The following is a 22,825-nucleotide window of genomic DNA, read 5'->3' as shown; positions in this document are numbered from 1 at the left end:
CCGGAATTAAACGAATTAAAGAATGGCCGGAATTTTAAAATTCTATTAATTCAACAAATTCGTTTAATTCCGGTTCAGATAACCTCCGCTTCAGACAAAAAGAATCAGACAAATAATCCTGTCAGCCTTGCGCATATTGCGCCACTCCTGCCTGTTATAAAACATACCACTGACACCTTGTCGGCTTTACGGCTATGGCAGGATACTTGATTGGCACTATCAGCTATGAAATTTAACGACATGTTGAAGAAAAAGAAGAAAGAAAATATGGATACCCCTGAAAATATTAATGAGCCTACGCAGGAAAATTTAGCCGAAGAACAACAACTGAAAGACCAACAGGCAGAAACTGTTGAGGCTGTTGAAACCGAGGAAATACCAGGCCCTACTGCAGAAGATAAATTAAAGGCCGAACTGGCACAGGCCAATGATAAATATTTACGTTTGTATGCCGAATTTGACAACTTCCGCAGGCGCACCCAAAAAGAACGCGCCGAAGCCCGTGAAACTGAAGGCAAGGACTTAATTATTGCCCTGTTACCCGTTTTAGACGATTTTGAGCGTGCACAACGCTCTATGGAAAAAGCTGTAGACGTGGCCCCGGTTAAAGAAGGTGTAACCCTGATACAAAACAAATTAAAAAACATACTTGCCCAAAAAGGTTTAAAAGAAATGGAATCAATAGGTGCTCCGTTTGATGCCGACCTACAGGAAGCAATTACTAATATACCCGCCCCTACCGATGACCTTAAAGGCAAGGTTATCGACGAAATGGAAAAAGGCTACACCCTTAAAGACAGGGTTATACGCTTTGCCAAAGTAATTGTAGGAGCGTAAATGCATTTCGGATTTGAGATGTTGGATTTCGGATTTATTTATTCGTATCGAACACTCCACTGAAATCAAATCATAATTAAAAAACATTAAATCCGAAATCGAAAATTCGAAATCCGAAATAAAAAAATCATGGCTAAAAGAGATTATTACGATATCCTGGGCGTTTCAAAAGGATCAGATGCTGATGAGATAAAGAAGGCATATCGTAAAATGGCTATTAAATATCACCCGGATAAAAATCAGGGTGACAAAGAGGCGGAAGAAAAATTTAAGGAAGCTGCTGAAGCTTATGAAGTTTTAAGCAGTCCCGAAAAACGCCAGCGTTATGACCAGTTTGGTCATGCGGCCAATGCTTCATCGCCAAATGGCGGCGGTTATGGCGGCGGAGGCATGGATATGAACGACATATTCAGCCAGTTTGGCGATATATTTGGTGGTGGCAGTCCGTTTGAAGGTTTCTTTGGTGGCGGTGGCCGCCAGGGTGGCGGTGCCGGTGGCAGGCGTGTAGCCCGTGGCAGCAACCTGCGTATTAAAGTACGTTTAACACTTGAAGAAATTGCCAACGGCGCCGAAAAGAAAATAAAGGTTAATAAACAAATAGTCTGCAAAACCTGCGATGGCAGCGGCGCAAAAGATAAAGCATCGTTTCAAACCTGTAAAACATGTGGCGGCTCGGGCGCGGTGCGCAGGGTAACCAATACTATTTTGGGCCAGATGCAAACAACCAGCACCTGCCCTACCTGTAACGGCGAAGGCTCAACCATACTGTCAAAATGTAATGTTTGTCATGGTGATGGCGTAGTGCGTGGTGAAGAGTTGATCACAATCAACGTACCTGCCGGTGTAAGCGAAGGCATGCAGTTAAGCATGAGCGGCAAAGGTAACGCGGCCCCACGCGGCGGTGTACCGGGCGATCTGATCATTTTGATCGAGGAGATTCCGCACGAAACTTTAAAACGCGATGGTAACAACGTGATATACGATTTACATGTAAACTTTGTTGATGCAACATTGGGCACCACTGTTGAAGTACCTACCATCGACGGTAAAGCCAAAATAAAAATTGACCCCGGAACTCAAGGTGGCAAAATATTGCGACTGAAAGGCAAAGGCGTACCCGAAGTAAACTCATACCACCGTGGCGACCAACTGGTGCACATCAACATCTGGACACCAAAAATTGTAAGCCGCGAAGAGCGCGAGATACTGGAAAAACTACAAGCAAGCCCCAACTTTAAACCCAATCCGGGCAAAAACGAGAAAAGCTTTTTTGAGCGGATGAAGGAATATTTTGAGTAGTTGATAGTCGGAAAGTCAGTAAAGACGGAAAGTCCGAAAGATTTTGAGAGCCCGGAGTTTTATGACTTCGGGCTTTTTTGTTATTGGCGATTTCTGCTATCGTTTTTTGATGAGTATATTAGAATTTTGGTTCCTGCTTAACAAACATCAAAATGAGATCCCTTGCTCTAACCGTATTTTTTATAACATCCATTGCTACTGCTACCGCCCAGCAACGCGCCCGCGATCTGGGTATCAAATTTAACGGCACTACCGGCCAGTACAATGCTATTACCGATGTTAAAGGTGTTTTGGTGGGCTACAAGACATTAATAAGCGGCGACGGGCCCTTGGTTACCGGCAAAGGCCCGGTGCGCACTGGCGTTACGGTTATTATGCCAAACGGCAAATCTATCGACCCGCTGCCGGCCGGATGGTTTAGTCTTAATGGGGACGGTGAAATGACCGGCACTACCGTAATTGAAGAATATGGGCTTAACTACGGCCCCATCGGCATTACCAATACCAATAGCGTTGGTGTGGTAAGGGATGCTATAGGCGAGTGGAATGTAAAAAACTTCAGCAAAGGCTCGTTGGTTGATTTCTCTTTTGGCTTGCCCGTTGCTGCCGAAACTTTCGATGGCGTATTAAATGATATTAACGGATTTCACGTAAAAAAAGAAGATGTGTTCGAGGCGCTGAATACTGCCCATGGAGGCAAAGTAGAAGAAGGAAACGTTGGCGGCGGCACGGGTATGTCGTTATTCCAGTTTAAGGGCGGTAGTGGAACATCGTCGAGGGTGATTAGTATCGATACGGCTACCTATACCGTTGGGGCCTTTGTACAGGGCAATTTTGGCAGGCGGACAGACTTGATTATATCCGGAGTACCTGTTGGTAGGGAATGGAAAGGCGACTTGCCTGTTATCAATTCCAAACCCAAAGATGGCTCTATCATCATCATCATTGGCACCGATGCCCCTTTATTACCGGCACAGTTAAAACTTGTAGCCAAACGCGCATCATTAGGTGTTGCCCGCTGCGGCGGCGTGGGTCGCAATAGCTCGGGCGATATTTTCCTGGCATTTAGCACAGTACCACCCAAAGATAACGCTAAAGGCACCCTGCAAACCTGGGCCGTATTACCCAAAGAACAAATGGATAAAGTTTTCCAGGCTACCGTTGAAAGCGTGGAAGAAGCTATTGTAAATGCCATGATAGCCGCCAAAGATATGAAGGGCATTAACGGCAATACTGTTTACGCTATACCTCATGACAAACTGATGCAGGTTATAAATAGCTATAGTCATAAAATGCAGTAACAAGTTTATTAATAAAGTTTATTTGCTAATTTAAGGCAACCTTACAATGATGAAACCAACAGTTGGCAAAAGCATTTTTTATATAGCCATAACGCTTGCCTATTTAGCGTGGCTGCCGATCGTTAACGGGGTGAAGATCATGAGGTGGTCTATCAATTTCTATCTCGATGGTACGCTTTCAATCTTATTTTCTGTAGTGCATTGCCTGGTATTTTTTTACTTGCTATGCATTTTAAGATCAAAGCAGGAAAAGCGTTCGATAGTCGTTTCCTTTGCAGTTTTTGTTTGTTTTAGTGCGGTTACTATCCCGTTTTCTTTTACAGGCTTCGGTAACCAGGGTATTGCTATAGCAATAGGTATTTTAGCTTTAGTAATACTACTTAATATGCTTATTCAATCTTTCAGAGTAATTGACGAAAACACCGGTACTGGCTTTAAGCTATTGGGTATAACACTCGCACTTAAAGTTATCGCACAAATGGGGCTGCCTTTTATCTGGGGCTACTTAGCCGATGCATTTTCCTTCAAGTTCGCCTACCTCGGTTACATTCCGCCGGTTTTGGAGGCAGTGGTGCTATTAAGCATCATTTTTATTTTTTACCAATTGCTTAGCGAACAAAAGGAGCAACACTACAAGCTGATACATGCCAGTTTGAGTGAAACGTACACATCTACTCAATTAGATGCAGAAAAATGATGGTAACAGTAAAAAACACTTACTATATGATGGCTGTAAACCTACTTTACACCATTTCGGTTATTTCATCTATTGCATTAAGGTTTAACAATATACGGGTAGGCAAAATACACCTTGTTTCTAATGAAATAGTATACATAATCCCGTTAACCTACCTGGTTTTAGTTTTAAAATACTTAAAGGAAGATACCTCCATCATCACAACGTGCAAAATCTTTATCGGTGTTGACGTTTTTATTTCGTTGTATTTTGTGGTTGTTAAAATCACCGCAAAAAATATATCCTTGTATTATCTTCTTTTTTTATTATCCATTATTGTTGTAATTATTTTTATTATCCAATCTGCCAGGATACAAAACAAGTGGCTGGCATACCCCATGTTTACTTATGGCCTTGCGTTTCTTTTTATCACTTTGCTACAACTGGTGACAAGCATCATCTATTCGTCGATGATGTTCAAATATGTTAGCCTTACCGAGGTATTTATTCCGGGCATAACATTCTATATCCTGTTTAAGGTAGCAAAGTACCTGGCTATCGACAAGGGACTAAATGAGCAAATGATATGAAAGTAAGCGTTAAAATAACCAAGTATATCATTGCCATTAATGCCATTTACTTTATTACAGTCATCGGGGCTCTTCTATTTGAGTTAAACCAACAGCTGCCACCGTTTTATTTCACGATGATTAGGGAGTTACTTTTTGATGCGCAACTTATATACCTGGTTTATGTGTTAAAACAATTTCATGAAAAAAAAGCGTACATCAACACGTTTATAGTTTTCATCGTATTCAACTTTATATTAACCTTTTTGTCTGACGTTACTCCCCCTCATACCAACGGGGCCATGTTGTTGTTTTTCCTATCAATTTTGAAGATGATTATGAACATTGCTCTGATTATTGCTTTTTTTAAATTGCGTAATGATGAACTTAGGCTACCCTTTGCTTTATTTGGGCTTGCTTATTTAAGTTACTTTCTTTTTTATATAACATCCGGCATTCTGATAGTTCTTGTAGCTCAAATCTTCATGCAAATTAGTGGGTTCAGTCTATTGTTTGTACCTGCTTCGTTGTGTTATGCATTGATAGGGATAACCAAATATTTAAAAAACCAGGATGAACTTAACCGCTCAATCTCCGAATTTCGAACACAATAAATGAATATTCCATCAAAATCAAGTTTTAACACTGTGCCTGTTAAATATTTTGCCGCCTTAATTATTTGGTTGATAAGTTTCATGCCAGGCAACACCCAGGCCCAAACCATCCGCAACAACTACAAAACCGAAGCCGGAGTTCCAAAATTAAACATCCAGCGGTCGATGATCTACTCGCCCGATAAGGAATGGCTGTACAACCACCACCCTTCCATCATCCATTTTAACGATAAATTCATAGCGATATGGAGCAACGGCCTCATCGACGAGGATTCGCCGGGTCAGCGGGTGGTTTATGCCACGTCGAAGGATTTTGTACATTGGTCGACACCTGTTGCCCTGGCATCGCCGGGCAAGATTAATGATACACTTACCGTATTAACCGCCGCTGGTTTATACCAATACAAAGGCACCCTGGTGGCCTATTATGGCGAGTACACCAAACACCGTCAAAATACCCACCTATGGGGCAAAACCAGTAAGGATGGTATCCACTGGAGCAACCCTATCGACATGCATGTGCCGCTAATCCCTAATCATGGCCCCGAGGCTACCACAAGCGGCCGGCTTATCATCAGCGGTAACTTTTTGTTTCCTTACACCGATGATCGCCGCGGTATCTCCGGTTGGAAACTCAGCAGTTTTTACCCCGATTCATTATACACCCAGGATAACTCCGCTGCCTTTTATGCTCCCGCAGCCAGGCTTGGCTTGCCCCCGCTTTGCGAAGGTTCGTTTTTCCAGACGGATGATAACGTGCTGCACATGCTGCTACGGGTAACCGGCAAAGGTTGGAAGGGTAAATTATGGCTTACCGAAAGTAAGAATAACGGCACTTCATGGTCGCGCCCGGCAGAAGCTTCTTTTTCTGACAACGACAGCAAATTTCACTTCGGCCGCTTGCCCGATAAGCGTTTTTATTACGTAGGCATTCCCGATACACTACATCATTACGACCGGAACCCGTTGGTGTTATCATTATCAAAAGATGGCCAATCGTTCGATAAAAACTACATCATCGCAAACCAACTTTACCACCTTAAAAAAGAAGGGTTATGGAAAGGCGGCCAATACGGATATCCGCATACTATCATCTACAATGGCTATATGTATGTAATTATATCGCGGCAGAAAGAGGCCATTGAGGTACTCCGGTTTAAAATAAGCACGAATTTGAATTAAACACGAATTTTACGAATTAGGCGAATTATAACGAATTCGAATAAATATGACTTTGGGATTTGTTCGCCGGCATTCGTGTCAATTCGCCTAATTCGTGAAATTCGTATCTATTTAAATTCGTGACAATTCGTGTGCCATGTAACATTATAAATTTCCCCGTATCTAAACCGTACTATTAACATATAAAACCTAAAACAAAACATGTTAAGCATCCGCAATATTGTTAAACAATACGCCGGTCACCGGGCGTTAGACGATGTAAGCCTGGAGGTAGAAAGCGGCCAGGTTTTCGGTCTGCTGGGGCCGAACGGCGCAGGCAAAACTTCCCTTATCCGCATCATTAACCAGATAACCGCGCCGGATTCAGGCGAAGTTTTTTTTAATGGCCAAAAGCTCAACCAATCGCATATAGACCGTATTGGCTACCTTCCCGAAGAACGCGGCCTTTACAAAAAGATGGAAATAGGCGAGCAAATGATTTACCTGGCCCGCCTGAAAGGCCTTAGCCGCGCCGAAGCCCAAAAACGTTTAAAATTTTGGTTTGATAAGCTGGGCATGGAAACCTGGTGGAAAAAGAAGATTGAAGAACTATCAAAGGGGATGCAGCAAAAGGCCCAATTTGTGGCTACCGTACTGCACGAACCCGACCTGATTATCCTGGATGAACCCTTCAGCGGTTTCGACCCGGTAAATGCAGAAATCATTAAAGACGAGATCCTGGAGCTGAACAAAAAAGGTGCTACCATCCTGTTCTCTACCCACCGTATGGAATCTGTAGAGAAATTGTGCCATTCTATAGCGCTCATCAATAAATCGCATAAAATATTAGACGGGAAGGTTAAAGCTATCCGCAACTCCTACCGTAACGATACTTACTTTGTGGAATATACCGGTGTGCCTTTAAGCTTAGACGGCCTGCAGCCATTTGAAGTGATTGGCGATACCCTTACCGACGATGAGCGCAACACCATCAAAATAAAGCTTACCGAAGGCAAAAACTCCAATGATGTGTTGCAATACCTGATCCCTAAAACCCACATCAACATGCTACAGGAGGTAATCCCCAGCATGCACGAAATTTTCATTGAAAAAGTTAACGCAAACTCCCTAAGCCATGAATAAAATACTGCTCATTATACAGCGCGAATACCTTACTCGGGTCCGCAAAAAATCGTTCATTGTGATGACACTGCTTGTGCCCGCCCTGTTTGCGTTAATGTACAAGGTTATTGCCTATGTAGCCGACGATAAAAACGACGTAAAAGCAACACACATTGTACACATTGTTGATAGCGCCGATGTATATAAAGACAAATTAAAAGATAGCCAATACATCAAATTCGACTATTCAAAACACGCTTTAAAAGACCTGAAAGCCGAAGTTAAAGAACAGGAAAACGACCTGGTTTTATATATCCCAACACATTCGCCGGATAAAACGCAGATGTTTGCCAAAAAGAAATCGACCTTATCCATGAGCGATAATATTGAGCGCCAGTTAAATGATATCAATTCCGGCGCGGCTTTGGTTAAAGCTGGTATTGATACTGCAAAACTACATGCCACAAAAAGCAATGTGACAGTAAGCGCCAATGAAATAACCGAAACCGGCGACCAGAGTACCAGCATCGGTGCTACCTACGCGCTTAGCTTCGCGGGCGCAATTTTGATATACATGTCGCTGTTTATTTATGGCGCACAGGTAATGCGGGGTGTTATTGAAGAGAAAACAAGCCGCATCATTGAGGTCATCGTATCCTCGGTAAAACCATTTCAACTCATGATGGGTAAAATCATAGGAGTTGGCTTAGTTGGATTAACGCAGTTTATACTATGGATTGGTTTATCTGCGCTGGTAAGCTATCTTGCTGGCAAAAATGCCGCTGTGGCAAGCCCTGTTTATACTTTTATCCATAATCTGGGTGCCAATGCGGGTTATGAGATTGGGTGCTTTGCTTTCTTTTGGATTAGCGGTTTTTTATTGTATAGTGCCTTATTTGCAGCAGTAGGTTCGGCGGTTGACAGCGAGACAGAAACCCAGCAATTTATGTTCCCGATAACCCTGCCATTGTTATTTACCTATATCCTATCTGTTTCATACCTTTTTCAAAAACCAGATAGCCCACTGGCGGTTTGGCTTTCCATGATCCCGCTGACCGCACCCGTGGCCATGATGGTACGGGTTCCGTTTGGCGTTCCACCCTGGCAACTTGGCATTTCGATGGTAATGATGATAGCCGGCTTTATTTTTACCACCTGGGTTGCATCACGAATATACCGTGTTGGTATTTTAATGTATGGTAAAAAAGTAAACTTTAAAGAGTTGGGTAAATGGTTTTTTTATAAGGAATAATTGGTTCATTGGTTCATTGGTTCATTGGTTCATTGGTTCATTGGTTCATTGGTTCATTGGTTCATTGGTTCATTGGTTCATTGGTTCATTGGTTCATTGGTTCATTGGTTCATTGGTTCATTGGTTCATTGGAACGCGGGCATAGCGGGCAAAAAGCAGTCGACTGCACCAGCAACTGCACTTTACAGAGTCAGCCACCAGAAAAGACCAATGAACTAATGAACAAGTGAACCAATGAACTAAAATATCTATTTTAGCAACATGAGTAAACGCGTTGCCGTGATGGATTTGGGTACCAACACCTTCCATTTATTGATTGCCGATGGCGAGATACACAATTATAAGGAGATTGTACACTACCATGAAGCCGTAAAGCTTGGCGAAGGAGGTATTAACAAGGGCTATATTTTGCCCGAAGCCTACCAGCGAGGTATCAATACTATGCAACAGTTTGCTACAGAAATAAAGGCAAAGGGCGCTACCAGTGCCCGCGCCATCGCAACATCTGCCCTGCGCAGCGCTTCAAACGGAAAAGATTTTATCAGCGAGGTTAAAGCCCAAACAGGCATAGTCATCGAAATTATCGATGGCGAACAGGAAGCGGGTTTTATTTACCAGGGCGTAAAGATCAGCGGATGCTTATCGGCACAAAATTCGCTCATTATTGACATCGGCGGCGGCAGTGTTGAATTTATTTTAGGAAATGCCGATGGTATAATATGGAAACAAAGCTTTGAAATTGGCGCAGCCCGGCTGATGGATTTGTTTCATCGAACAGATCCTATCCCACCGGCATCCATAGAAGCCTTAAACCAATACCTCGACGAAAAACTGGCCGATTTGTTCGAAGCCGTAAAGAACATACAAATTGACACCCTCATCGGCTCGTCTGGCGCTTTTGAAACGTTTGCCGAAGTGATAGAAGTTGAAAAAGGGCATAATTTTGACTTAAAAATCACCCAAAATTACAATTTTGATGAAGACGAATTACTAACCATCATTGGTAAATTTGTAGCATCCAGCCATAAAGAGCGGGCCGCCAATAAAGGCATTATCCCGGTTAGGGTTGATATGATAGTTGCCGCATCGCTCATTACCCGATTTATTATGACTAAACTTGGTATTGGTAAGGTAAGTATGTGCAGTAATTCGCTTAAGGAAGGGGTTTTGGCCGGGATGTTGGAGGAATAATTGGGTACTATGCATAACCAACAAAGTGTGTGTACCGGTCAGGACGAGACACCCTGAAACACCCTGGTACACCCTGAAACACCCTGGTAGGGGGTGGCACACCACCTGTGTTAGTCTAAGAATCAATGACAAATGTTTAAGCCGTTATTGTTACATCTGTGGCATTTTCCAAAATATTTTAAAATGCAAAATCAACTAATCAATCAATATATATCCCTGGAACAAATGTTTCACTAACTGGCATAAGATATAGGTAAGTTAGCTTGAAAAAACCGCCAAACAGGTTGAAAAACCTATCAGCAAAACCACTAATGCGCTTAATAAAAATTCTTTACGATAAACAAAAATGGCTGCTATTAAGCATATTATAATTTGGACGGCTATAAAGAACGCTTCACCAATAATAATAAGTTCTTCTTTGTTAACGCCGAAGTATATAGTATAACCAGCCAGCACTGCAAGGTTAATACCGATGATGATTAATTTTTGATCCTGTTTAGGCTGTTGCTTTTTGTTTAGTTCTTCCATTAATAGTTTAAATTATTTATTACACTAAAGTCCTTTAAAGCCAACCGTAACACAGGTAGAAAACCCAATAATTAAGACTAATAAACCGGCCAGCAGCCAAAACCAGCTTCGCTTACCAAGGGCGGCACAAATGCATACAACCACATGGATAAATAGCAGGAAAGCTTCAATTAAAGCTCCGCCAGATACAGTAAGGCATGGTATGGAGTAAACAGCAAGTGCTAAAATATTGTATCCAACTATTTTCATCCCCTCACTTTGTTTATTGGACTCAGGTCTTTCATTAGTATTAAAACCACCTGGTTGAGTGGTGTCATTAAGGTCGTTATCTTCTATCATACCGTAATTTCATTTCGTAACTGTTCTAAATATTCCCGTTTATCATCCCGGTAAAAAATATTCATGGTTTCAAAGGGGATAATCTGCATATCCTTGTTTACAATGTGCACGCATGATTTTTTGATGGCGCGTACATCAAAATTATGGGCATCGATGAATTGCATAATAATTACCCTGAACAGGTTATCGTAACTCAGGCTTGGCGCGTCAATTTCGGGCAGGCAGCATAATATCGAATGCAGATGCTCTTTAGCTTTATCAACCGAGTTGCCGGTGCTGAACATATTCAGCAAATGGCCTTTCAGCTGTTCGTCCTGTTCATATACAATGGTATTTTTGGAGTTATCCAGCAAATCGTCCGGGTTTATCATCCGGGTGAGCGGGAATACCTGGTCGCCCAGTTTTAAGGCGTAGGCCATTACCAGCGCGTCGGGGTTGCAGGGTACCGGGATCAGGTCGTTTTTACTGAAGATATTGGTTTGCTCCAGTATAGCGGTACGCACCTCGGTTAGCGTGTACCGATCTGTTTGCTCATTAAAATTCTCCAACCGCCCAGCCTGCTGTGTTGGCTGGAACGTTACCCCGCGGATGCAGGGTTGTTTCAGGGCATATTCAATAATTTGGCCTATCTCGTCGGTATTCAACCCTTTTTGCAGAGTTACTACCAGTGTGGTCGAGAGGTTATATTTATTCAGATGCTCGATAGCCTTTGAGCGTACCTCGCGCAAATCCTCCCCGCGCAATTGCTCCAAAACTTCTTTTTTAAAGGAATCAAATTGCAGGTATATCTCAAAATCGGGCGTGTAAGTGGCCAGCCGCTTTACAAAGTTCTCGTCCTTGGCTATGCGGATGCCGTTGGTGTTCAGCATCAGGTGTTTAATGGGCTTTGTTTTGGCTATGTCCAATATCTCAAAAAACTGGGGATGCACTGTTGGCTCTCCGCCGCTTATCTGTACCACATCGGGTTTGCCCTCGTTCTCTACAATTACATCCAGCATCTGCTCAATTTCCTGCAAGGTACGATGACGGCCATAGCTTGGCGACGACATGGCATAGCAGGTTTGGCAGCTTAAATTGCACCTGTCGGTAACTTCAACCACGGTAAGGCAGGAGTGTTGTTCATGATCCTGGCACAGGCCGCAATCATAAGGGCAGCCGTAATGCGTTTTGGCGTTGAATTTGAGCGGCATTTCGCTACGTTTGGCATAGTTGCGGCAGTTTTTATAATACTCGATGTCGGTGGCTATCAGTACTTTTTCGAAACCATGCTGGCGGCAGTTTTTAAGCATGTACACCTTATCGTCCTCAAACACAATTTTGGCATCAACCCGGCGCAAACAAGTGGAGCAAATGCTCAGGGTAAAATCATAATAAATATAAGGGCGTTCAGGCATCGGTTTTTATCAGTTTAGATGGGTGTATAAATACTTTATAATAATACAAAATACCTGCCAAACAAACTAACTGAATTACCGAAAGCCCAAAACTAAAAAAGTAATCGGGCTTAATAAACTCGTCCAGAAATCTGAATACCAGGTAACTTGCCATAAAAACCTTAAACTTTGAACCATCGGTAAATTGATGTCGCCGTTCAATCAATTTCAAACTGAGCCAAAGCAAAATCCAAAATACAATCTCGTAAAGGTTTGTGGGATGCCTGCGGATACCATCGCCAAAATTGATAGCCCAGGGCAGGTTTGAGGCTATACCGTAAGTACCATCTTCCAATCCCGCCAGGAAGCAACCGGTTCGGCCGATAATCATGGCCAGTATCAGCGGGTAAACCATCAAATCGCCGGATGATACGGTTACTCCTATTTTCTTCTTGGCAAACTCCACTCCTATCAATCCGCCAAGCATTCCGCCCACAATGGTTTTATTGCCCATAAAGTAAATCAGGTTGAACTTTGATAGCAGCGCTGGGTTCTCCAAAACGCCAACCACATGCGAGCCTACAAAAGCCCCGAAGGCCGCACCTATAAAGACAATAAGCCGGTTTTCAGTGCTAATCTGGTCGTGGGTATTCCGGCGCAGCCAGGCATAGTAGCGATAGCCTAAAAAATAAGCCAGCGTTTCACACACAAAATGTACGGGAATGGAAGATTTGCCTATGGGGATATTTAAGGGGAAGTGCAACGTGATTTAGTAAGGCACTAAAATATTCTTTTTATTTTATTCCATACCCGCTGGGCGAATGAATATCGAACACAAACTCCGCCGGCTACAATATTAGCTGAATTAGCAATTGTCGAATCTTCTTCCATTGTAACGTTATATAAATTACGGGGCACATCTTTAATCTTAAACTTTTGGGGTTTAAAACCTATAAATGAAAAAATAAGGCTGTCTGCCGATGATGGCACTATTAACTTAAAATTGCCATCCATATCAGTTGACGTTGTGAGGGTTTTATCGTTCAAATAAACCGAAGTGCCCGGTAGCGGCAAGCCTCCATCTTTTACTATAACCTTCCCTTTTAAAAGAACCTCCCCCACGGTATCAGCCGCTAAGCTATTTTGTCGACCCAGTTTTTTGTTCTGATGTCTCTCAGTTTCATGTTGTACACCAGCCTCGGCCCTGGCAAATGGAATTAAGCTCATGAGCGATGCCGCAACCAGCAACCTTTTCCATCGTATGGTATAATTATTATTGCCAATATCGTTATTCAAAAGTGACAACTGTTGCTTATCAAACCTGCCGCAAACATTAGGTTTTTTATCCAGGTAGCTAATAATATCAGCATCGTTCATTTTTGTAAAATCGGTTACGGTTTTACAGCAGTGCAGACAATAGCGTCCGTCGATAACGGGTTTCATTTGCGCCCATTGCTCGTGGCAGGGCTTATGAATGCTGATACTTTTTATTGCCGTCATCGGTTATTTCGATTATTAGGTTACAACTAAGTTAACAATTACTCCTCAAACAGATCTTGCGCCAACGGTATTTCCCATCAATTAAATATCTTCCGTATCGGCCTTTTTATACATTTATAATAAATACGTTTAATAATGGGCGTCCTGGTTACCACTACCTCGCCCAGCATGCCATATTGTTCGGTAGTAAGTTTTACCTGGTAATTTTCATCTGCACAAATGTCAACCAGCAATGGTTTATATCCTATAAATAAAACCTGTACTTGTTTTGTGTCCGCCGGTATGGTAAGCCTGAATTTGCCGGCTGTATCGGTTGTAGCGCGTGTTAAGCCCGATGGTGTTTTGACACTAACACCCGGTATAGATAAGTTTTGGTCGTCATATATGTGCCCGGTGATTACCCGGGTTTTAGCGGCATCGGTTGTTGCTACTACCTTACCCAACATAATACTGCCCGCATCGCCGGTTGGTTTAGGAGTTTGCACCGTTGTAGCCGGTTTATTTTGCGCCACAGCTTTAAATGATAAGGCAAAACTTGCAATACCCATTATTACAGCCAGCCTTTTCCACCCGCTGGTTGCCGTTGCCGGGATATCGGCACTAAACTGATGATTGAGGTTAGTTAACTGCTGCTCGTTAAACCTGCCGCAAACATTGCCTGTATTGCTTAGGTAAGCAATAACCTGGCTATTGGTCATGGTTGTAAAATCGGTAACAGTTTTACAGCACTGGGCGCAATGCCTGCCACTTTCGGCAGGCATCATTTGCTGCCACGATTGGTGACAAGGTTTAGGTATGTTGATGTTCTGGATATTCGACATATCGGGAGAGTTTTTTAACAGGATACAATTTTTATCGCCATTCCATAAATGTTGTAAATTTTTTAATTGCCACCGAAAACCCATTTTGTTTTATCCCAGGCACGGTATAAAACACGACGAATGGTAATACCTTGAACTGAAACACCACCCACAACCTCGTGTCGCACATAATCTTCGGTACCGATCTGTTTCACACTAACGGCTTGAATGGGTGCGTCGGTATTAATCTTCACATTGGTATGCGTTTGGGCTTTTGGAAGGCCCGCGCCATGCCGTTTCGATTTAGTCGGCGCATACTCCATTTTATATTTTTTTTGCGCATTTGCCCTGGCAAAAGGTATAGCCATCAAAACAGCAGCTACAAGGCCCATCCTTTTAAAAAAGATAAATGGAGTCGGCTTTTTTTGAAGTTGTTGATTTATCCGGATCAATTGCCTATCCTCAAACCGCCCGCACACATTTTGCTGCCTGCTCAGGTAACCAATTACCTGGGCTTCCGTCATCGCCGAAAAATCAATAACCGTTTTACAACAACTTTGGCAGTGCCGGCCACCGTCAACCGGTACCATCTGTTGCCATAGTTCGTGACAAGGTTTGGTGATATTAATACTTTGGGTTCGCGCCATTTCAATCCTTTTGTTACAGGATGCGGTTAATTGAACTTTTCCATAAAGGCCCTGTACTTTTTTTAAAATTTCCTGCATCTTTTTTATTGCCAAATAAAATTCCCGCCGATCCTTTGTATATTGCTGCCTTTAACTGATCCTCATGAAAATTAAATTTTTAGGCTTCGGCCTATTCGTCCTTTTTGCTGTAAATTCCCAGGCGCAAAAACCAAAAATTAACCCCGGCGATACCACATCCAACTACAACCCGGCGGCATTATTTTCGCCGCAGTTTTATACCGATAAGGGCAACGAGTTCCACTCGGCCAATGGCGAACCCGGCGCCAAATATTGGCAAAACCGCGCCGACTATACCATTAACGTAGCGCTGGATACCGCTGCCAAAACCATTAGCGGCACAGTAACCATTAATTATGTAAACAATAGCCCCGACGCCCTGCAATACCTGTGGCTTCAGCTGGATCAAAACACCTATAAAAAAGAAGCCCGCTCTAACTTTTTTACCGGCCGGGTGCCGGCACCAAACCAGCATACTACAGGTTATACCATAGAATCAGTCGCTTTAGATTATGGCGATGTAGTTAAGCCTGTGCCTTTTATCATAACAGACACGCGCATGCAAGTGCGTTTACCGCATGCTTTGGGCAAGGGTGCTTTAAAACTGCGCATCAAATATCACTATACCATTCCGGGTGACTTTGGTAACCGCACCGATTATGTAAACACCAAAAACGGAACAATTTACGAAATAGCCCAATGGTTTCCGCGTATGTGCGTGTATGATGATAGCCGGGGCTGGGATACCCTGCCATTTTTGGGTGCGGGCGAGTTTTATTTAGATTATGGCGATTTTGATTACCAGGTTACTGTACCATGGGATATGATTGTAGCCGGTTCGGGCGAGTTATTAAACCCAAAAGAAGTTTTAACCGCCAAACAAATAGCCCGCCTTGATGCCGCGCGCGCAAGCGATAAAACGGTAATGATACGCACCCTTGCTGAGGTTACCGACCCGGCAAGCCGCCCTGTTAACAAAGGCACGCTTACCTGGCATTACAAGATGATAAACACCCGCGATGTAGCATTTGGTGCATCAAAAGCCTATGTTTGGGATGCGGCAAGGGTTAATTTGCCCGGTGGCAAAAAATCATTGGCCATGTCGGTTTACCCGCTCGAGAGTGTTGGCCCCAATGCCTGGGACCGCGCGACTGAGTACCTCAAAAAATCGATAGAGTATTTTTCAGAAAAGTGGTTTGTGTACCCCTACCCTGTTGCCATTAACGAGGCCGGTATTGCAGGCGGCATGGAGTATCCGGGTATTGTGTTTGACGGCATTACCGATAAAGGCAATGAGTTATATTGGGTAACCGCGCACGAGATAGGCCACAACTGGTTCCCGATGATAGTAGGATCGGACGAGCGCCGTTTTGGCTGGATGGATGAAGGCTTTAACACCTTTATAGACATTTACGCATCGGAAGAATTTAACAAAGGCGAATACGCCCCTAAGCGCGATGGTGAATATGCGCCCGGTGGTGGTAACCCCGCCGATGAGATCATCCCGATTTTGAACGACCCCGCTTCACCATCTATCATGACGGCTGCAGATGCAACGCCCGAAAAATATCGCCATCCGCTGGTGTATTTTAAGCCTGCATTTGGCCTGGTTTTGCTGCGCGAACAGATACTGGGTAAGGATAGGTTTGATTATGCCTTCCGCAACTACATCAGCAAATGGGCATTTAAACACCCGCAGCCCGACGACTTTTTCCGCTCGATGGAAAGCGGCGCCGGCGAAGATCTGTCCTGGTTTTGGAAAGGCTGGTTTTATAACAACTGGGTGAGCGACATTGCCATTACAGCAGCCCAAAACGTAGGCAGTAATGCTACCAAGGGCGTAAAAATGACCGTTGTGAGTAAAGAGCAGCTACCAATGCCATTTACTGTGGAGTTAAAATATAAAGACGGCAGCAAAAAGCGCCACTACCTCCCTGTTGAAACCTGGATGCAGCGCAAAGTAGTAACGGTAATACTCCCCGACGACAAAGACGTTGAAAGCGTTACCATCGACCCGGATAATGCACTACCTGATTTGAACAGGGGAAATAATAGTGTAAAGGTGAGCCCCCCAACCCCCTAAAGGGGGAGTTTCTGATTTGCAATTAACCTCGTTTATTATTGCTCCCCCTTCAGGGGGCTGGGGGGCTTCTCATTAATTTGTCAATCTTATCTCAACGTTAAACAATTAATAAGGTAAAGCTTATCTTTGCTATATGAACACAGCCGATCTGTTGCAACGCGCTTTGCGGTTTGATTTTTTGACCCAGGAAGAAGGGGTTTATCTATATAATAATGCGCCTACTGCCGATTTAATGTACACTGCCAACGAACTGCGTAAAAAGCAGGTTCCGCATGGTAAGGTTACCTGGCAAATTGATCGTAATGTTAACACTACTAATGTATGTATAGCCAATTGCAAGTTTTGTAACTTTTTTCGCAGGCCCGGCCACGAGGATAGCTACATTACCGATATTGAAACCTACAAAAAGAAAATAGAAGAAACTTTCCGTTACGGCGGCGATCAGCTACTGCTGCAGGGCGGCCACCACCCCGACTTAGGGCTAAAATTTTATACCGATCTGTTCAGCGAACTGAAACAATTATATCCAAAGTTAAAACTGCACTCTTTAGGCCCGCCAGAGATAGCGCACGTAGCCAAGCTGGAGAATATGAGCCATATAGATGTGCTCAGGGCGATGAAAGAGTCGGGGTTAGATTCACTGCCTGGCGCAGGCGCCGAGATCTTGAACGACCGTGTACGCCGCCTGATATCAAAAGGCAAATGCGGCGGCAAGGAGTGGCTGGATGTAATGCGTGCAGCCCATCAGCTTAACCTGCCTACATCCGCAACCATGATGTTTGGCCATATTGAAACCATCGAAGAACGTTTTGAGCACCTGGTTTGGATCCGCGAGGTACAATCTGAAAAACCGGAAGGTCATTATGGCTTCGTGGCGTTTATACCCTGGCCTTTCCAGGACGATGGCACGCTGCTACGTAAAGTTCGTGGCATCACCAATAATGTAACCGGCGATGAATACATCCGCATGATAGCGTTAAGCCGTATTATGCTGCCTAATATTAAAAATATTCAGGCCTCATGGCTTACTGTTGGTAAACAGGTTGCCCAATTGTGCTTACACGCAGGTGCTAATGATTTTGGATCAATCATGATTGAAGAAAACGTAGTATCGGCCGCAGGCGCACCGCACAGGTTTACCGCCAAAGGCATCCAGGATTCAATCAAAGAAGCTGGTTTTGAACCCCAACTGCGCACCCAAAAATACGACTGGCGCGATATACCGGTTGAAATAGAGGAACAAGTTATTGATTATTAATTGGTGAATTGTGAGTGGTGAGTAGTGAATGGGCAGCAGAATATTAACCTAATCAACCACTCACCACTCACCACTCACTACTCACCACTCACCAAATGATCCATCATATAGAGGCACTCATCTTCGCATCTGAACAAGGTATACGGCTGGAAGAGATCATGTATTGCCTTCAGGCTGCTTTTGAGCGCGATTTTACGGCCGATGAAGTTAGCGAGAGCCTAAAAGCCATCGAACTAAAATATAGCGACGATAACCTGGCTATCGAACTGGTAAAAGTGGGCAATGGCTACCAGTTTTTCACCAAAAAAAAATACCACCCGGTTATCAACCTGTTGCAATTACAACGATCTAAAAAAAGATTGAGCCAGGCCGCTTTGGAAACCCTTGCCATTATTGCCTATAAACAGCCGGTAACCAAAACAGATGTAGAGCAAATACGCGGTGTAAACTGCGATTACTCGATCCAAAAATTGCTCGAAAAAGAGCTAATAGCTATAACCGGGAAGTCGGAAGCGTTGGGAAAACCTATATTATATAGCACCAGCGGCCTTTTTATGGATTATTTTGGAATTAACAGCATACAGGAATTACCTCAGATTAAGGATTTTACAAGCACATCGGTAGCCATTGGCGAACAAACAGAATAATTTTTATTTCATGTTTTTAATAAAAATGATTTTGATTATTTTTACTATTGAAATGGGAAATAAAAGCTTCTAAAAAAATTCCTGCTTTTTGCCCGATTTAAAGTATTATTGACAAAGTTTTACAAATAAAATCCATTACAATGGGAGCGCCAAAAAAACCAACCACTAAGAAGATCGACAATTCTGATGACGACCTTGATGACGACGACGATCTGAGTCTCGACTCAAAAAAGAAAAAAGTTGAGGACGATGATGATGATTTTGACGGCCCTTTAGATGACGATCTGGGCAGAGGTTATGATTCATTTGATGACGACGATGACGACGATTTTTAATCGTTAACCATACATAGTTCCATTTGCAAAGCATTCAGCACATGCCCTGAATGCTTTTTTTTATATTTAGTCTTCCTATGATTATAACCCAAGTAAAAGATAAAGCATCAAAAAAAGCATTTTTAAACCTTGCACGTACGTTATACAAGAATGACAAAAACTGGGTTTGCCCACTGGATAATGATATTGAAGCGGTATTTGATCCGGCTAAAAACAATTTTCACCAGGATGGCAAGTGTACCCGCTGGATTCTTAAAGATGATAACGGCAAGGTGATAGGCCGTGTTGCTGCCTTCATCAATAATAAAAAGGCCTATCATTATGAGCAGCCAACGGGTGGCATGGGCTTTTTTGAATGCGTCAACGATAAAAAGGCAGCTTTCCTGCTATTTGACACCGCAAAAAAATGGTTGCAGGATAATGGCATGCAAGCCATGGACGGGCCCATTAATTTTGGCGAGAATGATAATTTTTGGGGATTGCTGGTAGAGGGCTTCACCCACCCCTCCTACGGCATGAACTATAATTTTCCGTACTACCGGACATTTTTTGAAGATTACGGTTTTAAAACACTGTATGAGCAAATTACCAATCACCTGGATGTAAACAAGCCTTTTTCTGAGCGCTTTACAAAAATTGCCAATTGGGTTATTAAAAAGCCGGGGTACGATTTCAGGCATTTCGAGATAAAAAAGATGGAAAAGTTTGCGGCCGATTTTATCGAGATTTATAACGATGCCTGGCGGGATTTTGAAAACTTTGTTCCAATTACCCAGGCCACCATTGCCGAAAGCTTTAAAAAAATGAAGCCCCTAATGGACGAAAAATTGATCTGGTTTGCGTACATTGATGATGAACCGGCTTCATTTATTATAATTTTGCCCGATGCCAACCAGATGCTTAAGCCACTAAACGGCAAACTCGACCTGATTGGTAAGCTTAAATTTTTATATTACCGTTGGAAAGGCGTATCGCGTATGCGGGCGATAGTGATGGGCACCAAACAAAAATACCAGAAACACGGGCTCGAATCGGCCATATTCATCAAACTTAAAGAGTATGTTTTACCTTTAAAGCAATACGATGAACTGGAATTGTCGTGGGTTGGGGATTTTAATGAGAAAATGATTGCCATTCATGCGGCTGTTGGAGCTACATTTGGCAAAAAACACTTAACAATGCGTTGCACATTTTAAACAAGCCCGGTTGCACCCGGGCTTAAATTTATGCGGTAGCTTTTGAGTGCCTAAGCTCTTCAAACAGCTCAATCACCTTTTTTTGCAGATCGATAACTTCGGTTTCACGATCCATTAAGCGTTTGTTAACTGTTTCCAATTCGTTAACAAATTTTTGATCCTGTTCGGCATCGTTGAATGTAAGTAGCTGAACCACCGACATTTCGAACAAAGTTGCTATTTGCTCAAGCCTTGATAAGTTAATATCCGTTATCCCGGTTTCAATTTTTGAGAATGCGGGAATGGAAATATCTAACCGCTTTGCAACATCCTCCTGGCTCCACCCTTTTTGATGACGTAATAGTCTGATTTTTTTTCCAAGTGTCTTCATTTAATTCGAATAATAATAAAGGTTTCGCAAAAGTTAATTACCTTACAATAATATTTATTATCACGCTAATTATCAACTAATTTGCACAATATTTTATTTAAAAGCGCAACCCGATAAAACAAATCACAATTATCTGCGTTACAGGGCACTAAACGAGTTTCAATCTGCCTTTTTAAGTATAGCCGAGCGCAAACTATTAAATTTTCAAACTTGTAAAATAGTCGGGATTCTTTATAGCGAAACATTCTTTTACATTTTTTTTGTGGTGCCCTACCTGGTTTTGTACAAATAACATCCGGAACAATTATAAGCCTGGTATCATGCAGGCAACGAGGTGGCAACCCAATTCGTCGATAAACAAATATTACGGAGCGTTCTAATATTGAGCGGTAGAGTTGGCCAAAGCTATAACCCTGTTATTTTTTTTGTGCCTAAAACTGTAATTTTAAAAATAACAGTTAAAACCTATTGCAATTATCGATTACAGTCGTATCTTTATACTGTAATAATTTTAATTACAGATGAACGGGCAATTTCAAATAGCGATACACATTCTCACCCTACTCAATGCGCAGCCGGGCGAGTTATTGTCGTCTGATTATATTGCCGGCAGCATCAATATCAACCCTGTATTGGTACGTAAAGAGATTAGCAACCTGCGTAAATACGGATTAATAGCCAGTAAGGAAGGTAAGGCCGGCGGATATAGCCTTAGCCTGCCGCCCGATAAAATTCGCTTCAGTGATGTGTACAGGGCCGTAAAAGTTGCACCAGCCCTGGGCCAAGCAAAAAATAAGCCTAACCCGGCGTGCTCCATAGGTAAGCAAATAAGCCAGCACCTGGATGATTTGGCCGAAGAGGTTGATACCACCATATTTAACAAATTAAAAACAATGACACTGGCTGATTTCAGCAGCAAATTCGAGTAAAAAAATTTAAACAAAACTGTAACAAATTAAATTACAATAAAAATCACAACAATTATGAAATTAGCACTAATAGGCGCTACAGGCTTTGTAGGCAAAGCTGTATTAAACGAAGCGTTACAACGCGGATATGAGGTAACTGCTATAGCCCGTAACCCTCAGGCAGCTGGTATTAATAACGATAAGCTTAAGACGGTAACAGCTGATATTTGGGATACCGATAATTTGGCAGCGGCCCTTAAAGGCCATGACGCAGTAGTTAGCGCTTTTAACGCCGGCTGGACAAATCCAAACCTTTATAATGATTTCTTAAAAGGCAGCGAAGCGATACAACAGGCTGTAAAACAATCGGGCGTTAAGCGCTTATTGGTTGTTGGCGGCGCAGGTAGTTTATACGTGGCACCGGGTTTACAATTGGTTGATAGCCCTCAATTCCCTGCCGAGTGGAAAGCAGGTGCTACAGCGGCCCGCGATTACCTGAACATACTGAAAAAAGAAGATGAATTGGATTGGACATTTTTAAGCCCCGCCATTAACCTGCACCCCGGCGAGCGCACAGGCAAATTCCGTACCGGTACCGATGAACCATTATTTAACGAGAAGGGCCAACACGAAATCACGGTTGAAGACCTGGCCGTTGCTATTTTAAATGAACTGGAAAACAACGAATTTGTAAAAAGAAGGTTTACAGTAGGGTATTAAGCATAATCCCGTCTCAAGTCTCGCCTTTGGAGGGAGACTTGA

Annotated in this window: 25 protein-coding genes; 17 read left to right on the top strand and 8 right to left on the bottom strand. The window is 42.9% G+C overall.

Annotated features, from left to right (window positions below):
- Nucleotides 1-225 precede the first annotated feature (225 nt).
- From BMX56_RS12525 to BMX56_RS12475, 10 genes are all read left to right on the top strand, one after another.
- On the top strand, nucleotides 226-837 hold the full coding sequence (locus BMX56_RS12525) for a nucleotide exchange factor GrpE (protein ID WP_255369827.1): 612 nt from the start codon (nucleotides 226-228) through the stop codon (nucleotides 835-837).
- A gap of 129 nt (nucleotides 838-966) precedes the next feature.
- Nucleotides 967-2,136, top strand: coding sequence for a molecular chaperone DnaJ (gene dnaJ / locus BMX56_RS12520; protein ID WP_090647470.1), 1,170 nt, complete (start codon nucleotides 967-969; stop codon nucleotides 2,134-2,136).
- A 152-nt stretch (nucleotides 2,137-2,288) separates the two neighbouring features.
- Nucleotides 2,289-3,437, top strand: coding sequence for a DmpA family aminopeptidase (locus BMX56_RS12515; RefSeq protein ID WP_090647466.1), 1,149 nt, complete (start codon nucleotides 2,289-2,291; stop codon nucleotides 3,435-3,437).
- A 46-nt stretch (nucleotides 3,438-3,483) separates the two neighbouring features.
- Entirely contained in the window at nucleotides 3,484-4,134 is a 651-nt protein-coding gene (locus tag BMX56_RS12510; RefSeq protein WP_090647460.1) for a hypothetical protein, read from the top strand.
- A complete protein-coding gene (locus BMX56_RS12505) occupies nucleotides 4,131-4,703 on the top strand; it encodes a hypothetical protein (RefSeq protein WP_090647454.1) in 573 nt (190 codons plus the stop codon). Before BMX56_RS12510 ends, BMX56_RS12505 begins: the two co-directional genes overlap by 4 nt.
- The gene (locus tag BMX56_RS12500; protein WP_090647450.1) at nucleotides 4,700-5,296 is read left to right on the top strand and encodes a hypothetical protein; all 597 of its coding nucleotides are present in this window, start codon (nucleotides 4,700-4,702) and stop codon (nucleotides 5,294-5,296) included. Before BMX56_RS12505 ends, BMX56_RS12500 begins: the two co-directional genes overlap by 4 nt.
- Nucleotides 5,297-5,377: 81 nt before the next feature.
- Nucleotides 5,378-6,478: an exo-alpha-sialidase gene (locus tag BMX56_RS12495; protein ID WP_177183795.1), complete on the top strand. Its 1,101-nt coding sequence runs from the start codon at nucleotides 5,378-5,380 to the stop codon at nucleotides 6,476-6,478.
- Nucleotides 6,479-6,679: 201 nt separating this feature from the next.
- Entirely contained in the window at nucleotides 6,680-7,600 is a 921-nt protein-coding gene (locus BMX56_RS12490; RefSeq protein ID WP_090647443.1) for an ABC transporter ATP-binding protein, read from the top strand.
- Nucleotides 7,593-8,831: an ABC transporter permease gene (locus tag BMX56_RS12485; protein ID WP_090647438.1), complete on the top strand. Its 1,239-nt coding sequence runs from the start codon at nucleotides 7,593-7,595 to the stop codon at nucleotides 8,829-8,831. The genes BMX56_RS12490 and BMX56_RS12485 overlap by 8 nt, the downstream gene beginning before the upstream one ends.
- Nucleotides 8,832-9,092: 261 nt before the next feature.
- Complete coding sequence (locus BMX56_RS12475; RefSeq protein WP_090647433.1) at nucleotides 9,093-10,022, top strand: Ppx/GppA phosphatase family protein; 930 nt, start codon at nucleotides 9,093-9,095, stop codon at nucleotides 10,020-10,022.
- A 258-nt stretch (nucleotides 10,023-10,280) separates the two neighbouring features.
- On the opposite strand, the gene BMX56_RS12470 is transcribed toward BMX56_RS12475, so the two are convergent.
- The 7 genes from BMX56_RS12470 to BMX56_RS12440 form a co-directional block, all read right to left on the bottom strand.
- Nucleotides 10,281-10,550 (bottom strand): hypothetical protein, encoded by a 270-nt coding sequence (locus tag BMX56_RS12470; RefSeq protein WP_090647432.1) that lies wholly within the window; start codon nucleotides 10,548-10,550, stop codon nucleotides 10,281-10,283.
- Nucleotides 10,551-10,574: 24 nt separating this feature from the next.
- The gene (locus tag BMX56_RS12465) at nucleotides 10,575-10,889 is read right to left on the bottom strand and encodes a hypothetical protein (RefSeq protein WP_090647431.1); all 315 of its coding nucleotides are present in this window, start codon (nucleotides 10,887-10,889) and stop codon (nucleotides 10,575-10,577) included.
- Nucleotides 10,886-12,283 carry a radical SAM protein gene (locus BMX56_RS12460; RefSeq protein WP_090647424.1) on the bottom strand — a complete coding sequence of 466 codons (1,398 nt, stop codon included), beginning with the start codon at nucleotides 12,281-12,283 and terminating at the stop codon, nucleotides 10,886-10,888. The genes BMX56_RS12465 and BMX56_RS12460 overlap by 4 nt, the downstream gene beginning before the upstream one ends.
- On the bottom strand, nucleotides 12,276-13,025 hold the full coding sequence (locus BMX56_RS12455) for a prolipoprotein diacylglyceryl transferase (RefSeq protein ID WP_090647420.1): 750 nt from the start codon (nucleotides 13,023-13,025) through the stop codon (nucleotides 12,276-12,278). Before BMX56_RS12455 ends, BMX56_RS12460 begins: the two co-directional genes overlap by 8 nt.
- A 17-nt stretch (nucleotides 13,026-13,042) precedes the next feature.
- Entirely contained in the window at nucleotides 13,043-13,762 is a 720-nt protein-coding gene (locus tag BMX56_RS12450) for a carboxypeptidase-like regulatory domain-containing protein (protein ID WP_090647415.1), read from the bottom strand.
- Nucleotides 13,763-13,839: 77 nt separating this feature from the next.
- The gene (locus BMX56_RS12445) at nucleotides 13,840-14,583 is read right to left on the bottom strand and encodes a carboxypeptidase-like regulatory domain-containing protein (protein WP_177183794.1); all 744 of its coding nucleotides are present in this window, start codon (nucleotides 14,581-14,583) and stop codon (nucleotides 13,840-13,842) included.
- Nucleotides 14,584-14,645: 62 nt separating this feature from the next.
- A complete protein-coding gene (locus tag BMX56_RS12440) occupies nucleotides 14,646-15,287 on the bottom strand; it encodes a hypothetical protein (RefSeq protein WP_090647406.1) in 642 nt (213 codons plus the stop codon).
- Between the two features lie 64 nt (nucleotides 15,288-15,351).
- Here BMX56_RS12440 and BMX56_RS12435 point away from each other — a divergent pair, with 64 nt between their 5' ends.
- The 5 genes from BMX56_RS12435 (at nucleotide 15,352) to BMX56_RS12415 (ending at nucleotide 20,785) form a co-directional block, all read left to right on the top strand.
- Nucleotides 15,352-17,349 (top strand): M1 family metallopeptidase, encoded by a 1,998-nt coding sequence (locus tag BMX56_RS12435; RefSeq protein ID WP_090647401.1) that lies wholly within the window; start codon nucleotides 15,352-15,354, stop codon nucleotides 17,347-17,349.
- Nucleotides 17,350-17,482: 133 nt separating this feature from the next.
- Nucleotides 17,483-18,607: a cyclic dehypoxanthinyl futalosine synthase gene (gene mqnC, locus BMX56_RS12430; protein WP_090647397.1), complete on the top strand. Its 1,125-nt coding sequence runs from the start codon at nucleotides 17,483-17,485 to the stop codon at nucleotides 18,605-18,607.
- Between the two features lie 95 nt (nucleotides 18,608-18,702).
- Nucleotides 18,703-19,254: an SMC-Scp complex subunit ScpB gene (gene scpB / locus BMX56_RS12425; RefSeq protein WP_090647393.1), complete on the top strand. Its 552-nt coding sequence runs from the start codon at nucleotides 18,703-18,705 to the stop codon at nucleotides 19,252-19,254.
- Nucleotides 19,255-19,394: 140 nt separating this feature from the next.
- Nucleotides 19,395-19,589 carry a hypothetical protein gene (locus BMX56_RS12420; protein WP_090647388.1) on the top strand — a complete coding sequence of 65 codons (195 nt, stop codon included), beginning with the start codon at nucleotides 19,395-19,397 and terminating at the stop codon, nucleotides 19,587-19,589.
- A 77-nt stretch (nucleotides 19,590-19,666) separates the two neighbouring features.
- A complete protein-coding gene (locus BMX56_RS12415; RefSeq protein WP_090647383.1) occupies nucleotides 19,667-20,785 on the top strand; it encodes an N-acetyltransferase in 1,119 nt (372 codons plus the stop codon).
- 28 nt (nucleotides 20,786-20,813) lie between these two features.
- Here the strand turns inward: BMX56_RS12415 and BMX56_RS12410 are convergent, their stop codons facing one another.
- A complete protein-coding gene (locus BMX56_RS12410) occupies nucleotides 20,814-21,155 on the bottom strand; it encodes a helix-turn-helix domain-containing protein (RefSeq protein WP_076378169.1) in 342 nt (113 codons plus the stop codon).
- Nucleotides 21,156-21,676: 521 nt separating this feature from the next.
- Here BMX56_RS12410 and BMX56_RS12405 point away from each other — a divergent pair.
- Together BMX56_RS12405 and BMX56_RS12400 are read left to right on the top strand one after the other, a co-directional pair.
- Complete coding sequence (locus BMX56_RS12405; RefSeq protein ID WP_090647379.1) at nucleotides 21,677-22,084, top strand: Rrf2 family transcriptional regulator; 408 nt, start codon at nucleotides 21,677-21,679, stop codon at nucleotides 22,082-22,084.
- A gap of 54 nt (nucleotides 22,085-22,138) precedes the next feature.
- Entirely contained in the window at nucleotides 22,139-22,783 is a 645-nt protein-coding gene (locus BMX56_RS12400; protein WP_177183793.1) for an NAD(P)-dependent oxidoreductase, read from the top strand.
- Nucleotides 22,784-22,825 lie beyond the last annotated feature (42 nt).

Source organism: Mucilaginibacter sp. OK283, from assembly GCF_900110415.1.
Taxonomy (GTDB): domain Bacteria; phylum Bacteroidota; class Bacteroidia; order Sphingobacteriales; family Sphingobacteriaceae; genus Mucilaginibacter.
This window is presented reverse-complemented; position numbering and strand designations above follow the sequence as displayed.